Origin of the sequence: Paeniglutamicibacter cryotolerans (genome assembly GCF_014190875.1) — a bacterium.
GTDB classification, from domain to species: domain Bacteria; phylum Actinomycetota; class Actinomycetes; order Actinomycetales; family Micrococcaceae; genus Paeniglutamicibacter; species Paeniglutamicibacter cryotolerans.
In genome coordinates, this window is record NZ_JACHVS010000001.1 from 273,271 (window position 1) to 288,552 (window position 15,282).

The 15,282-nt window shown below is 67.6% G+C and carries 12 protein-coding genes; 7 read left to right on the forward strand and 5 right to left on the reverse strand.

Annotated elements, in window-relative coordinates; genetic code table 11:
• Window positions 1-4 precede the first annotated feature (4 nt).
• The 3 genes from E9229_RS01370 to E9229_RS01380 are packed head-to-tail and all read left to right on the forward strand — an operon-like array spanning window position 5 to window position 5,442.
• Window positions 5-1,114, forward strand: a complete 1,110-nt coding sequence (locus tag E9229_RS01370) for a nucleotide-binding protein (protein WP_183509459.1) — start codon at window positions 5-7, stop codon at window positions 1,112-1,114.
• A 5-nt stretch (window positions 1,115-1,119) separates the two neighbouring features.
• Window positions 1,120-5,088, forward strand: a complete 3,969-nt coding sequence (gene eccCa / locus E9229_RS01375) for a type VII secretion protein EccCa (RefSeq protein WP_183509461.1) — start codon at window positions 1,120-1,122, stop codon at window positions 5,086-5,088.
• Window positions 5,089-5,142: 54 nt separating this feature from the next.
• Complete coding sequence (locus tag E9229_RS01380; protein WP_183512059.1) at window positions 5,143-5,442, forward strand: hypothetical protein; 300 nt, start codon at window positions 5,143-5,145, stop codon at window positions 5,440-5,442.
• Between the two features lie 67 nt (window positions 5,443-5,509).
• On the opposite strand, the gene gabT is transcribed toward E9229_RS01380, so the two are convergent.
• From gabT to E9229_RS01395, 3 genes are all read right to left on the reverse strand, one after another.
• On the reverse strand, window positions 5,510-6,850 hold the full coding sequence (gene gabT, locus E9229_RS01385; RefSeq protein WP_183509462.1) for a 4-aminobutyrate--2-oxoglutarate transaminase: 1,341 nt from the start codon (window positions 6,848-6,850) through the stop codon (window positions 5,510-5,512).
• 271 nt (window positions 6,851-7,121) lie between these two features.
• Window positions 7,122-7,259, reverse strand: coding sequence for a methionine/alanine import family NSS transporter small subunit (locus tag E9229_RS01390; protein ID WP_183509463.1), 138 nt, complete (start codon window positions 7,257-7,259; stop codon window positions 7,122-7,124).
• Window positions 7,256-8,845: a sodium-dependent transporter gene (locus E9229_RS01395; protein ID WP_183509464.1), complete on the reverse strand. Its 1,590-nt coding sequence runs from the start codon at window positions 8,843-8,845 to the stop codon at window positions 7,256-7,258. The genes E9229_RS01390 and E9229_RS01395 overlap by 4 nt, the downstream gene beginning before the upstream one ends.
• 113 nt (window positions 8,846-8,958) lie before the next feature.
• Here E9229_RS01395 and E9229_RS01400 point away from each other — a divergent pair, with 113 nt between their 5' ends.
• The 4 genes from E9229_RS01400 (at window position 8,959) to E9229_RS01415 (ending at window position 13,226) form a co-directional block, all read left to right on the forward strand.
• Window positions 8,959-10,365, forward strand: coding sequence for a PucR family transcriptional regulator (locus E9229_RS01400; protein ID WP_183509466.1), 1,407 nt, complete (start codon window positions 8,959-8,961; stop codon window positions 10,363-10,365).
• A gap of 120 nt (window positions 10,366-10,485) precedes the next feature.
• On the forward strand, window positions 10,486-12,192 hold the full coding sequence (locus E9229_RS01405) for an IS1634 family transposase (RefSeq protein WP_183511802.1): 1,707 nt from the start codon (window positions 10,486-10,488) through the stop codon (window positions 12,190-12,192).
• 112 nt (window positions 12,193-12,304) lie between these two features.
• Window positions 12,305-12,739: a hypothetical protein gene (locus E9229_RS01410; RefSeq protein ID WP_183509467.1), complete on the forward strand. Its 435-nt coding sequence runs from the start codon at window positions 12,305-12,307 to the stop codon at window positions 12,737-12,739.
• Window positions 12,740-12,746: 7 nt separating this feature from the next.
• Complete coding sequence (locus E9229_RS01415) at window positions 12,747-13,226, forward strand: HIT family protein (RefSeq protein ID WP_183509468.1); 480 nt, start codon at window positions 12,747-12,749, stop codon at window positions 13,224-13,226.
• Between the two features lie 47 nt (window positions 13,227-13,273).
• On the opposite strand, the gene E9229_RS01420 is transcribed toward E9229_RS01415, so the two are convergent.
• Together E9229_RS01420 and E9229_RS01425 are read right to left on the reverse strand one after the other, a co-directional pair.
• Entirely contained in the window at window positions 13,274-14,371 is a 1,098-nt protein-coding gene (locus E9229_RS01420; protein ID WP_183509469.1) for a polyprenyl synthetase family protein, read from the reverse strand.
• Window positions 14,372-14,525: 154 nt separating this feature from the next.
• Complete coding sequence (locus tag E9229_RS01425; RefSeq protein WP_183509470.1) at window positions 14,526-15,221, reverse strand: demethylmenaquinone methyltransferase; 696 nt, start codon at window positions 15,219-15,221, stop codon at window positions 14,526-14,528.
• Between the last annotated feature and the right edge of the window lie 61 nt (window positions 15,222-15,282).

Genomic DNA, 15,282 nt, shown 5'->3' on the forward strand with positions numbered 1-15,282 from the left:
ACAGATGACCGATCCCCAGCAGCCGGCCCCGGACTTCGATCCCTGGGCCCCGGCTCCCTCCACCCGGCGCTCACGGCGCCCCGCACCGTTCACCGACCCCGGGCTGCCCGCTGCGGCACCGTCCGGACCACTGCAGTTCCACGAGCCACCGGTCCCGTCGCCTTCCGCCTACCGGGCACCGGCGTTCGGAACCGATATGCCCGGCGGCGTCGGACAGATGCTCGATGGCGACAAGCGCCGGCTGGCGAAGGTCCGGGCCTCGCGCGCCGGTGGCATCGGGGCCCTGCTCGGCGCCCTGTTCACCTCCCGCCGGGATCCCGAACGGATGGCCCGGGCTGCGGCCGGGGCGCAGGCTCCGGTGGTTACGGGGCGCAGGATAGCCGTGGTGTCCACCCGCGGCGGTGCGGGGAAAAGCACGGCGGCGGCGCTGCTGGGCCGGGTCTACTCCGCTGTACGCTCCGACACCATAGCCGTCCTTGACCTGGATCCCGGAGCCGGAAGCCTGGGCCTGCGCCTGGGCACCGAGAACGCCGCACCGATCGATGTGCTGGGAACCGCCGTCACGGCTGGTTCCCTGCCCGGAGCCGGGGAACTGGCCGGGATGCTCGGCCACGCTGCGCCGAACCTCTTTGCCACCGGACCGCGCACCGCCGGTGGACGGGGCGCACCGCTCGACTCCCGCGCCCTGCGCGAGGGCTCGGCCGCGCTCTCGCGCTATTTCCCGATCACACTGCTCGACTGCCCCACCACGCTCGATGACCCGGCCACCGCAGCGGCCCTGGCCGACTGCCACGGAGCGCTGTTCGTGCTGCCCTCCACGCTGTCCGGCATGGACAACGCGCTGGCCCAGCTGGCCGGCTGGTTTGCCGACCGGCACCTGGCCACGGTGCCACTGACGCTGCTGGTGCTCGAACAGGATCGGGCATCGGCCCTCACCGCCACGGCGCTGGCCGGGCGGCTGTCATCGCTCGGACTGCGCGCCCATGCCATCGGCTACGACCGGCATCTGGCCGCCGGGTCCCGGATCTCACTCGCCCGGCTGGCCCCCGCACACCGGCTGGCCGCCACCGAACTGGCAGCCGAACTGCTGGCCGACGCCAACGCGGTGCGCTGAATCCCATGACCCAGAAGCTCATCCACCGCCCGGCCCGCACCACCGCCCCGCTGCGCGATTTCCGCCCCTTCGACATCGACGGCCCGCCCCCCGTGGAGGCCGGTGCGCCGGGCATGAACATGATGGCCATCGTGCCCATGCTCGGCGGGGCCGTGTCGATGACCGTCATGATGATGTTCAGGAACTCCCCGTTTGCCGCCGTGGGGGCCATGATGATGATCCTGACCGTGGTGCTGGCGCTGTTCATGATGTTCGGCCAACGAGGCAAGGCGGCGGCCTCGCGCCGAGCCGTGCGGGACAACTACATGCGCTATCTCGAACGCACCCGGGTGAAGCTGCGCACCGAGGAGCAGGAGGCGCAATCGGTGGCCCGGCTGGGCTGCCCGCCGCCGGAGGCCCTGTTCGACATCGTGCGCACCGAACTGCGGGTGTGGGAACGCCGGCGCGGCAACGAGGACTTCCTGCAGGTACGCATCGGCACCGGAGCCCGGCCCTGCCGCACCATCGGCATCACCGATACCGCCGGTTCGGCGCAACAGCTCGACGCTTTCATGTCGGCCGAGGCGCAGATCCTCAAGCGCCGCTACTCCACCGCCCCGGACATGCCGATCACGCTCCCGCTGGACGCCCGCGGCAACGTGAGCATCATCGGGGACCGCGCCTTCGTGCTGGCAGTTTCCCGCGCGATCCTGGTCTCGGCCGCAGCCTTCCACTCCCCCGAGGACCTGGGCATCGGCCTGGCTGTCGCACAGGACCTGCGCGCCGATTGGGATTGGGCCGACTGGCTGCCACATCTGGCCGACCAGGATCAGCTGACCACCGCGGGCCCGGTACGCCGGATCGCCCCGGATACGTCGTCACTGGCGGATCTGATGGGCGCGGACCTGCATCGCCGGGCCAAGGCGGCGGCGGAGGCTGGTCGAAGCGCCACGGCGTCCAGGAGCCTCTCGCGCCGGCTGCTTCTCTCCGATACGCACGGGGCCCGGGCCACCGAGCTGCCGTTGGCAGACCGCTTCACCGAGCCGGGGACCCTGGGCCTGACGGTGCTGCACCTGGCCGAGGACCGTTCCCAGGAGCCTTCCGAGGTGGGCCTGCGCATCAGCCAGTCCGCCGACGGCTTCACCGTCCAGGACTACGGCCTGGACCCCGTCCATCCGCTGACCAGCACCGGCGTGTTGGATCCGCTGTCGGCTGCCACGGCGGCGGCGCTCGCCCGGGAACTGGCTCCGCTGCGCCTCTCCGCCGACTCGCTGGAGCACGACACCGCCACCGAGGGCTCGGCCAGCTTCCTGGACATGCTCGGGCTGAGCCCGGCGCTGGACCGCGCCGACGTGCTGCGGGCCTGGACGCCACGCTCCGATGCCGGATTCCTGCGCATTCCGCTGGGCCCGGACGACCGCGGCAAGCCGACCATGCTGGACCTGAAGGAATCGGCGCAGTTCGGCATGGGCCCGCACGGGCTGTGCGTTGGCGCCACCGGTTCGGGCAAGTCCGAGATGCTGCGCTCGCTGGTGTTCGGGCTCCTGGCCACGCATTCACCTGACCTGCTGGCCATGGTGCTGATCGACTTCAAGGGCGGCGCGACGTTCGCCCCGTTCGAGGGCGCTCCCCAGGTCGCCGGCATCATCACCAACCTTTCCGAGGACCTCTCGTTGGTGGAGCGGGTCTATGCCAGCCTGAACGGGGAGATCCTGCGTCGCCAGGAGGTGCTCAAGGCGGCGGGTAACATCGCCAACATCACCGACTACCAGATCCACCGCAACGAGGCCCTGGCTCGCGGCGGGACCATGGAGCCGCTACCGCACCTGGTGGTGATCATCGACGAGTTCGGCGAGCTGCTCACCGCCCGGCCCGACTTCATCGACCTGTTCCTCTCCATCGGGCGCATCGGCCGCTCCATCGGGGTGCACCTGCTGCTCTCCAGCCAGCGGGTCGAGGCCGGAAAACTGCGCGGGCTCGAAACCTACCTGTCCTACCGGATCGGGTTGCGCACGCTCTCCGAATCCGAATCGCGCACCGTGCTCGATACCGGTGACGCGTTCCACCTGCCTCCGGTTCCCGGCTACGGATACCTCAAGGTCGACACCACCGTCTACACCCGGTTCAAGTCCGGCTACGTTTCCGGACCGCTTTCCGCCGAGGAGCCCGAGACCCGGTCCGCCGATGCCTTGGAGGTGCCGCCGGTGTACCCGGTGCCGCGCTATGCGGCCGAGCCGGCCGCCGGAGGTTCCACCGACTCTGCCGCCGTGGCCCGGCCAGCAGCCGCCGCGCGCACCACCGGGCCCACGGTGATGTCCACGCTCATGGCGACGCTGCGCTCCTTCCCGCGCTCGGTGCAGGAGATCTGGCTGCCCCCGCTGCCCGGCGCGCTGACGCTCGATGCAGCGGCCGGCGGCCTGAGCGAACATGCGGCCGGGTTGCGGCTTCAATCCGGTGGCAGGCTGCGGGTCCCCATCGGCATCCTTGATGATCCGGCCCGCCAGTGGCAGGGCCGTTGGGAGATTGATTTCAGCGCAGGCGGCGGCAATCTGGTCATCGTCGGCGGCCCGCAGTCCGGGCGCAGCACGCTGCTGCGCACCCTGGTAGCCTCGCTCGCGCTCACCCATTCCCCGCAGGAGGTCGGCATCTATGCCGTGGACCTCCTCGGCTCCGGGCTGCTGGCCCTGGCCGGGCTGCCGCATGTGGGCGGCACGGCAATCCGCACCAACCGCGAAGTGGTCCGGCGCACCGTGGAGGAACTGCTGGGCATGCTCGCCGTGCGCGAGCGGGCCTTCGAACAACATGGCATCGACTCATTAGCCACCATGCGTGCGCTCTGCGCCGAGGGCCGGCTGCCCGAGCTGCCCAGCGCCGACGTCTTCCTGGTCATTGACGGCTTCGGACAGATCGGTGACGACTTCACCGAGATCCAGGAGGCGGTGAACAACCTGATCATGCGCGGCGGGGGCTACGGCATCCACGTCATCACCACGCTGAACCGCAACGCCGAGCTGCGCATGGCGCAACAAGGCTTCTTCGGCAACCGCATCGAGACTGCGCTCACCGACCCGGCCGACTCCTCGATCGACCGCAAGGTGGCCGCCGGTGTCAACGCGTTGGCCCCCGGGCGGGCGCTGTCCGACAGGAAGCTGATCGGCCATGTGGCCTTGCCGCGCATCGACGGGACAGCGGACCCCGAGGATCTTTCCGAGGGGCTGCGCGAGCTGGTCCGCCGGGTCGCCGAATCCACCCGCGGCACTGCCATGCCGGTGCGCGTGCTGCCGGCCATCGCTCCGCTCCCTGCTGCACCGCAGCTCCTGTCCCCCGGGCTGATCCCGCTCGGACTGCGCGAGGTCGACCTGGGCGCACAGGTCCTCGATGCCACGTCCAAGGACCGGCACTTCATCGTCATGGGCGACGAGGAATCGGGCAAGAGCAACCTGCTGCGCACCATCATCGCCACCCTGGTCGCCACGCATACCCCCGACGAGCTGCTCTTCGGGGTCTACGACCCGCGCAAGGGCCTGGACGACGTCGTCCCCGACGACTACCTGGGCGGCTATGCCGGCAGCGCCGCCGTGGCCGAGCAGCTATCGGCCGCGTTGGTGAAGGAACTGGCGCTGCGCACCACCGGCGGCACGGACGACGAGAAGCCGGGCACCGCGCGGCTGGTCATCATCATCGACGACTACGACGTGCTCACTGCATCGGGCTCCTCCCCGATGGGCCGGCTGGCCACCTACCTGCCGATGGCGGCCGAACTGAACCTGAACGTGTTCCTCACGCGCAAGGTGCGCGGGGCCGGGCGCGGGATGTACGAGTCGTTCTTCGCCACGCTCCGAGACTCGGGATCCGGCGCGCTGATCATGTCCGGGGACCGCTCCGAGGGCGGGCTGATCAACAACGTCCGGGCCCGACCGCTGCCGGCCGGCCGCGGTCAGCTGATACAGACCGGGCGCCCGGTCCAGACCATCCAGACATACTTCAACGGCTGACACCGACCGGTTCCGGCACTGGTACCCCTCATCGGCGGGCAGAACCGTGGACCCATGGGCCCGCGGCAGCAGGACACCAGCGACGGGTTCATGGACCACTGCCGGCAGGCCCAAGCCCTGCTGGCAGCCGGCCTCATCGGCGTCCCGGGATCCGCACCGATGCCGCGGGCCGGCTCGCTGGCCCCGGAACGGGCCACGGGGCTGGAATTCGATCTGGTGGTGCCCGTGAACCCCCGAGGCGTCCGGAACCGGCATCGAGGGTGCGGTGGACCGCCATGTGGCGATGACGCGGGCGACCGGCGAACTGGTCGTCCGCACCGGCCCCTGGGCCGGGCCCCGGATTCCCGGGCATGAAAAAGCGGGCCGGGTTCTGCGCGGCAGATGCCCCGCAGATCCCTGCCCGCCGAATCGGACCTCAGGACTAGGCGTTCTTGCGAACCGCCGCTTCAAGCACCTCGAACGCGTCGGCCAGCAGCTCGTCGGAAATGACCAGCGGCGGCAGCAGGCGGATGACGTTGCCGTAGGTGCCGCAGGTGAGGATCAGTACGCCCTCGGCCAGGCAGTCGGCGGCGATCTTCTTGGTGATGTCCGCATCCGGCTCGGTCCCGCCGGCCTTGACCAGCTCGATGGCGACCATGGCACCGCGACCGCGGATGTCACCGATGACCTTGACCTCGGAGGCCAGTGCGGTCATGCGGGAGAAGAACTGCGCCTCGATTTCGCGGGCACGGGCAGAGAGGTCCTGCTCCTCCATGAACTTGATGGTTTCCAGCGCCGCGGCGACGGCCACCGGGTTGCCTCCGTAGGTGCCGCCCAGGCCACCGGGGTGAACCGAGTCGAGCAGTTCGGCGCGGCCGACGATGCCCGAGAGCGGCATGCCGCCGGCGATGCCCTTGGCCACGGTAATGATGTCCGGGACGATACCCTCGATGTCGGAGGCGAACCAGGCGCCGGAACGGCAGAAGCCGGCCTGGACCTCGTCGGCGACGAACACGATGCCCTGCTCCTTGGCCCACTCGGCGATGCGCGGAAGGAAGCCCTCCGCCGGAACGATGAAGCCGCCCTCGCCCTGGATCGGTTCGATGATGATCGCGGCGATCTGGTCCCCGCCGATCTGCTTCTCCATGGCCAGGATGGCGCGCTCGGCGGCTTCCTTGCCCGAGATGTTCGGGTTTTCCTCACGGAAGGGGTAGCTCATCGGCATCCGGTAGATCTCCGGTGCCAGCGGACCGAAGCCGCGCTTGTACGGGGCTGCCTTGGCGGTCAGGCCCATCGTGAGGTTGGTGCGGCCGTGGTAGGCGTGGTCGAAGGCGACAACTGCAGTGCGCCCGGTGGCCACGCGGGCCACCTTGATGGCGTTTTCAACGGCCTCGGAACCGGAATTGAAGAACACCGCCTTCTTGGCGTGGTCACCCGGGGTGATCTCGGCCAGCTTCTCGGCCAGCTCCACATAGCCCTCGTAGGGGGTGACCATGAAGCAGGTGTGGGTGAAACGGGCGGCCTGGGCGGCAACCGCCGCGGCGACCTTCGCGTTGGAGGCGCCGACGCTGGTCACGGCAATGCCGGAACCCAGATCGATCAGGGAGTTTCCATCGACATCGACAATCACGCCGCCGTCGGCGTCGGCGACGTAGACCGGCAGCGACGAGGCGACGCCGGTGGCGACAGCGGCGACGCGGCGGGCCGAGAGCTCGACGGACTTCGGGCCCGGGAAGGCGCCGGTGATGTTGCGCTTCTGCTCGAGGCGGTACGTGATGTCCATGGGTGTGGTTTCCTTTCCCGGGGGCGGAGCACTGCGGCCGGCGCAGTGGCGCCGGGGCATGCACGTGGATTCCGCGCCGGAGGGGTGATGAAGGGGGTATGTTCCCCTCCAGACTATGTCCGCCGATGGCGGGCCCGCTAGGGGGATCGGCACAGCACCCGCCACAGGTCGCAGTGCAGTTGCACAGCAACCCCGGTCATGCCGAAAGCCCCCGCCGACGCAACGCGTCGACGGGGGCTTTGAATGGAGGCTCCATGGAACCGCAGCGGGCCTAAAGCTCGTGCGGCATTTCCTCGGGGAGCTGTTCCTCATCCTCGGGGTGACGGGACAGGTTCCACATGGCGAGGCCGAGGCCTCCCCAGACGGTGACCATGGCAATGATCATCATGGTGATGGCAACCGGGGTCATGACTTCAGCTCCTCTACTGCGTCTTCGGCCGCGAGGGCGGCCTCGAATTCATCGTATTCGGGGTCCTTGAGCTTGGATTTATCGCTCCACGGAATCAGCGAAAGCAGCACGGCGCCAACGATCAGTGCGCCAGCCATGCCCCAGCCGAAGATCCCGTTGAACCAGATGGGGTAGCCCTCATATGGTTCGGCGCTCTTGGTCTGGATCTCATTAATCAGCATGTAGCCCAGGGCTACCGGCGCGATGCCGCCAACCAGGATGCGCCATTTGGTGCCCATCTTGATCGACGAGGTCCGGTTCAGGTGTTTCTGCAGCTTCGGCAGCGCCGTCAAGCCTGCGCTGAGCACGATGACAGTGACCAGGGCGCAGGCCAGGATGCCGAACTGGTTCACGAACGCGTCCGAGGTATCCAGCAGGTAGAGCCCGGTGGTGGTCGGGAAGAGCAGCATCGAGATCACGGCGACCGGAATGGTGACGATCAGCGTGGCCGACTTGCGGCTCCAGCCCAGCTTGTCCTGGAACGCGGCGACGATGACCTCGAGGATCGAGACCAGGGAGGTCAGGCCCGCGAAGACCAGAGAGCCGAAGAACAGCACGCCCAGCACGGCACCGAACGGCGCATTCGAGACGATGGTCGGGAAGGCGATGAACGCCAGGCCGATGCCGCCGCCTGCCACTTCCGACACGGCTTGGCCGGAGGCCGCCGCCATGAAGCCGAGCGCGGCGAAGACGCCGATGCCGGCGAGGATTTCGAAGCCGGAGTTGGCAAAGGCGACGACCATGCCCGAACCGGTCAGGTCGGTCTTGCGCTTGAGGTAGGACGAGTAGGTGACCATGATGCCGAAGGCCACCGAGAGCGAGAAGAAGATGTGCCCGAAGGCAGCAGCCCACACGCCCGGATTCTGCAGTGCTTCCCAGTTCGGGGTGAAGAAGGCGTTCAGGCCTTCCATGGCGCCGGGCAGCAGGACCGCCTGGATGACCAGGATCACGAACATGACCACCAGCAGTGGCAGGAAGATCGCGTTGGCCCGCGAAATGCCCTTGTTCACGCCGGCGACCATGATCACGATGGCAATGATCCAGACGGCGAGCATCGGAAAGAATACCCCGGAGACGAAGTCGAACGAGACGCCTGCTTCGGGTGCCGTCTTGAGATAGTCCCCGAAGAACTTGCCCGCGTCGTCGCCCCAGGCCTTGGTGATCGAGAACCACGCGTACATGGCCGCCCAGGCGATGATCGCCGCGTAGTAGATGGCGATGATGAAGCAGATCAGCACCTGCCACCAGCCCAGCGGCTCGGCGGCACGGCTGAGCCGGCGGTACGCCAGGGGGGCCGAACCGCGTCCGCGGTGGCCGACCGAGTAGTCGAGGAACAGCAGCGGGATACCCGCGCACAGCAGTGCCACGAGGTACGGGATCAGGAACGCGCCGCCGCCGTTTTCGTAGGCAACGTAGGGGAAACGCCAGATGTTTCCCAGGCCGACGGCCGAACCGATGGCCGAGAGAATGAAGAGTTTGCGCGAGGAGAAGGTCTCCCGGCGCTCGGGGGCCGCTTTGGCGCTCCCGTTTGAAGATGGAGTGGTCATTGATACACCTTAACCGTAAGGTGACCCCCGTGAGTGACACCGGTCATGAGAGGAATCGCGTCGAAACGGCAAATGTCCGTACTAATGCACAACGCAGTCCCTAGAATTAGTGCATGGCCATAACCCTGTCCGGACTGCTCGGGTCCGCGCCGCTGAATCTGCGAGCCCTCACCGAAACCTCGGCCGCCGACGGCTCCCCCATCCCCTGGGCCGCCGTCACCGAACTGCGCGACCCCTCCCCGTTCCTCAGCGGCGGCGAGATAGTACTCACCACCGGGCTGCGCCAGACCACTGCGGCGGCCCAGCGTTCTTTCGTCGAGATCATCCACGAGGCCGGTGTCCTGGCCCTGGGCTTCGGGATTGGCCTCCAGCACGGCAACGTCCCCGCTGCCGTGGTGCGCCGCGCCGAGGAGCTGGGCCTTCCGGTCTTCGAGGTTCCCTACGAGACGCCCTTCGTCGCCATCACCAAGATGATTGCCGATGCGATTTCCGCCGACCACCTCGGCCGGCTCCAGCGCCTGCTCAGCGGGCACCAGCAACTGGCATCGGCGCTGCTCGGTGGCGGGCTGGAACTGATGCTGCGTGAGCTCTCCCGGCTGCTTGCGGCCCCCGTGGCCCTGAGCCAATACGGCGTCCGGGTCTACGGCCCGGAGCCCGGAGACGTGCCGTGGCACGAGGTGCCCATCGCCACCGGGCTCAAGGACCGCTGCACGTTGGCCATCGCCCTGGAGCATCCGCGCGACGGGCTGCTCGACTACGCCCAGGGCATGATCGGGCTCGAATTGGCCAACCAGGCGAGGCTGCGCGAATCTACCCGCAGGGTCGCCGGCCAGGTGCTCCAGGACCTGGTGCACGGTGCCCTGGCCGGGCCCGAGGCGGCCCTGCGCCTGCAGGGCGTGGGCATTACCCCCAGCGAACCGCACGCCGTCCTGCTGATCGAGGCGGCCCCCGGTTCCGAGCGGGCGCTGCGCACGCTACCGCTCCCCCCGCACTTCGAGGCGCCGATCTCCGGGATCACCGAGGACCGGTTGGCCATCGTCTTGGCCACCACGGACGCCGAGGCGGCAGCGCGGCAGCTGGACGAATACGTGCACGGCGCCGGGGTCAATGCCCGCGTCGGCTTCGGGGGCGGCTACGCCCAGGCCAACGGGCTGCGCTGGAGCTTCTTCGAGGCCCTCGAGGCACTGCGTCACGGCCAGCGCATCAACACCCCCTCCAAGCTCTCGCTGACATCCCTGCTGCTGGCGGCCCGCGACGTGCCGCTGGCCGCCCTGGCAGCCGAGGCGCTGGAACCGCTGGAGACCTTCGACAAGGCCCACTCGGCCGAGTTGTTGCTCACGCTGCGCTGCTATCTGGAACAGGACGGCAGCGTCGGGGCGGTGGCCGAAAAGCTCGGACTGCACCGCAATACGGTGCGCTACCGCCTCCAGCAGGTCAGTGAGCTCTCGGGATACGACCCGACCACCACGGCGGACCGGGTCCAGCTCTGGCTGGCCATCACGGCCCGCGACGTCACCTAGCGGGAGTTTCCTAGCTATTTCGTTTTCGAAGGCCCCGACAAGAAATAAACCGCGGAATCAGCGGCGTGTCGGGGCCTTCCATCTGCCGAAATATGTATGACCTAAAGTATGATTTATGACATGGCGCTCTACAAGAAAACGATCAACGGCAACGTGTACTGGTACCTGCGTGAGATGGCGCGGGTGGACGGGAAGCCGAAGATGGTTTCCGAGCGGTACCTGGGAAGCGCCAAGGACATCGAAAAGCTCCTGGACGCCAAGGAAGCCGCAACCGTGCCAGAGAAAACGCGGCACCTGGGCTTCGGGGATTCCGCCGCGGTCTGGGGCATCCTGCAACGCCTGGACATCGCCGGGATTATCGACGAGGCCGTTGGCCCACGCCGCACGGACGCAGGTGCCTCGGTAGGCACCTACCTGTCCCTGGCGGCGCTGAACCGGGTCGTGGCACCCACCTCCAAGGCCGGCTTCAGTGATTGGTGGAAAACCACCGCGGCGGACCGCTTCACCAAGATCCCCGCGTCCGTGCTGGACCACCGGCGCTTCTGGGACGCCATGCACAAGGTCACCCTGGAACAGCTCGCGGTGATCGAGGAACGCATCGCATTGGCGATGATCACCGAATTCAACCTGGACATCTCCGCCCTGGCCCTGGACATGACCAACTTCGCCACCTACATCGACTCCACCAACGAGAAAGCGCCGATCGCCCAACGCGGCAAGGCCAAACAGAAACGCAACGACCTGCGCCTGGTCGGCCTGGGACTGGTCATCACCCGCGATGGCGGCATCCCGCTGCTCGCCCACGCCTACCCGGGAAACAAACCCGACGTCACCCAATTCCCGCTCATGATCGACGCGCTCGGAGCGCGGCACCGCAAGCTCGCCGAAACCGCCGGGATCTCCGGTAACCCGGAAGTCACCGTGGTGTTCGACGCCGGACAGAACTCGGCCTCCAACTTCACCCGCGTCACCGACACCGACCTCGCCTTCGTCGGCTCCATCCCACCCTCCCAGGTCACGGACCTGCTCAAGATACCGGCCAAGGACCGCGTGATCATGGAGGAGGAACGCTTCGAGGGGCTCAGCGCAGTGGAGTCCCGTAGGGATGTCTACGGGACCGAGCGCCGGGTGATCCTCACCCACTCACCGACACTGCACCAAAAGCAGGCCGCAGGCTTTGCCCAAACCCTGGCCAAGGCCCAGGCAAAGCTCGCGGACCTCGCCGAGACACTGGCCCGCGGAAAGGCCCGCCGCACCACCGGAGAGCTGGCCGAGCACATCAAATCGATCACTCGCGACTCCTGGCTCCAGCGCGTCCTGCTCTGCGAGGTCACCGGCACCACACCGGCCACCCACAGGCTCTCCGTCAGCGTCAACGAGACCGCACGCAAGGAGCTGGAAGACGAGGTGTTCGGGAAAAGGATCCTGGTCACCACCCACGAGAACTGGCCGGTGGCCGAGGTGGTCGACGCCTACCGGTCCCAATCGGACGCGGAATTCGGGTTCCGGCAGCTCAAGGACCCCCACGTGGTCTCGTTCTCACCCATGAACCACTGGACCGAACACAACATCCGCATCCACACCTTCACCTGCGTCCTGGCCCTGCAGATCGCCCACCTCATGCGCCGCGACGTCGAACAGGCCGGCGAACACCACTCCGTACGAGAACTGCTCGAACGACTGGCCAGCATCGGCGAAACCGTGATGATCTACCCCTCCACCGGAGGCCGCCCCAAGGCCCGGCGCATGCTCACCGAAGAAATCGACACCCACGCCAACCTTGCCGAAATCTTCAACCTCGCCAAGCTGGCCCCGAAGAAAAGTTAGGTCATACATTTCCGGTCACTAAAAACCGACACTGACTAGGTGTGACATGACTATCGGAGTGATTAGCTAGGAAACTCCCGCTAGGCCCCGGACACCGGCTAGGATTTGTTGCATGGCTGATATGTTCCTTGAGAAGTTCCAATCCCTGGTTCCGCGCTATCTCGAGGACGAGTGGCAGCCCGAAGACGGGCTGCCCGCCGACATCCTCACCGAGGAGCTGGACACCGCGGGCGTCGACATCCCGCTGGTACTGCGCGAGTTCTACCTGGCCCTGGGTGGCTGCGAAGACCTCATGGAGGCCTACTACTACTTCTTCGACCCCGACGAGCTGGCCATCGAAGACGGCTACCTCCTGTTCCTCGAGGACGAGGAGGAGGAATACGTCTGGGGCATCCGCGCCGACCAGCTCGACGTCCCGGACCCGATGGTCTTCCGCCGGCTCAACGCCCGCGGCACCTGGAAGAGCGAGGAAGGCACCTTCAGCGAATACGTGCTCGACATGTTCGCATGGGTCTTCGAAGAGCTCGAGCCCGAGCTCGAAAACTAGGACCGCGATGGGGCCAGAATTCACCTCGCACGCCCCGGCCGGATACAGCTGCCCGTTCTGTGAGCTGTTGGCCGGCGGCCCACTTTCCGAGGGAAACCTCTGTGCTCCGACGGATCTGGTCCACAGCGACGAACTGGTCGCCGTCATCATGGCCTGCGACGGCTTCGGCCCCTACGGCGGGCACGCCATGGTGATCCCGCGCGCCCACCACGAGTCGCTCTACGGGCTGCCCGACGATGTCGCCACGGCGATCATGCTGGCCACCCGCGCTACCGCCGTGGCTATGAAACGGGCGTGGAATCCGGAGGGTACCTCCACCCGGCAGCACAACGAGCCCGCCGGGAACCAGCACGTTTGGCACTACCACCAGCATGTGTTCCCGCGCTATGGCGATGACAACCTCTACCGGCACCTGCGCCACCGTGTCCCGGTCGAGGTCCGAGCCGCCAAGGCCAACGAACTACGGGCCGCCCTGCGGGCGGGATGACCGGGCCGCCGGCGGCCCGGAATCCTTGAGTAAAACCTATGCCGGGACTAGACCTCGCGGGTGACCACGGCATCGGCGAACGCCGTGAGCGAGGCCTTGACCGGCCCCTCGGGCAGTGGCTCCAGGGCAGTGGCCGCGTCATCGGCCCACTGCCGGGCCACCGCCCAGGCCGCCGCAGTGGCCGCGTGGCCGGAGACGGCTTTAACCGCCTCAGCCAGTGCATCGTCGCTGGTCAGGTCACCATCGACGAGTTCGAGTACGGCTACCGCATGGGCGTCGCCCGCGGCTGCCGCATCGCGCATGAGCAGGATCGGGAGCGTCGGAACACCCTCGCGCAGGTCGGTGCCCGGGGTCTTGCCCGAACGGATCTGCGCGCCGGTCACGTCAATGACGTCATCAGCGAGCTGGAAGGCCACTCCGACCTTCTCGCCGTAGTCGCGCATGACCTCCTTGAACTGCGGTGCGGCACCGAAGATCGCACCGAAGACACCCGAGGCGGCCAGCAGCGATGCAGTCTTGTCGGCGATGACGCTCAGGTGGTGCTGAACCGGGTCGTCGCCCTCGCGCGGGCCGACCGATTCATGCAGCTGGCCCAGGCACAGGCGCTCGAACGTGCGGGCCTGGAGGGAAACTGCCTCCGGGCCCAGCTCGGCGCCGAGGATCGAGGCACGGGCGAAGATCAGGTCGCCGGTGAGGATGGCCACCGAGTTGCCCCAGACCTCGTGGGCCGTGGGGGCGCCGCGGCGCACCGGGGCCGAGTCCATGACGTCGTCGTGGTAGAGCGTGGCCAAGTGCGTGAGCTCCACGATGGCGGCGGCCTTGATGACCTCGTCGGTGACGCCCTCGCCGAGCAGCGATGCCAGCACCACCAGCAACGGGCGGATGCGCTTGCCCCCGGCCTCGACTAGGTGCCGGCTCGTGGCATCGATCAACGGGTCTGAGTTAGCGATGGCATCGCGCAACAGCTTTTCGACCTTGGCCATGCCGGTGGCGATGGCCGGGCCGAACCCGGGGTCCTGGGCGATGGCTGCGAAGCCCGCCGGCAGGCTCATCGCGGCGGCCAGGGCCGAGGTCTCGGGATTGAGGTCAAGCGATGCGGGGACACCATGCCCGGCGGCGGTCCAGTTGGTCTGGGAATCAGTCACTGTTCTAAGACTTACTATCTGTCGGGGCGGTCGGGTTTCCGGTGCCCGCTCGCGCGTCGCACCGGGGCGCTGGCGGATGGGACCAGCTGTTCAAGCACACTGATCACTCTATCCCCAAACGCGCGGGCGTCCGGCTGGCCGTGATCCGGCGCCGTTAGAGCGGTTTGGTGGCGCGGTGGACGGCCACGATTCCGCCGGTGAGGTTGCGGTACTGGCAGCCTTCCCATCCGGCCTCGGCGATCCAGGCGGCCAGGCCGTCCTGGTTCGGCCAGTCGCGGATCGATTCGGCGAGGTACACGTAGGCACTGGGGTTCGAGGAGACCTTCGAAGCCAGTTCCGGAAGCGCCCGCATCAGGTACTCGGTGTAGATCTTGCGGAACGGCGGGAAGGTCGGGTGCGAGAACTCGGCCACCACGAGCTTGCCGCCGGGCTTGGTCACGCGCAGCATCTCCGCCAGGCCGACCTTGGGCTCGTTGACGTTGCGCAACCCGAAGCTGATGGTTGCGGCATCGAACGTGTTGTCGGCGAACGGCAGGTTCATCGCGTCGCCGGCAACGAAGTCGATATCGGGGCGGCGGCGTTTACCGACCTCCAGCATGCCCTGGGAGAAGTCGCACGCGACAACGGAGATCCCGGCGTCGGCGTAGGGCTCCGAGGAGGTGCCGGTTCCGGCGGCCAGGTCAAGCACGCGCTGCCCGCGTTGGGCACCGACCGCCTCGACCACGGTCCTACGCCAGCGGCGGGTCTGACCCAACGACGCAATGTCGTTTGTCAGGTCGTAGCGCGCAGCTACTCCATCAAACATGGCTTGGACTTCTTCGGGGCGCTTTTCCAGCGATGCACGGCTCACTCTCCCATTGTCGCAAAGTTCCGGGCGCAGGGGAAAAGGGCGCGCTGACCGGGTCCTGGAC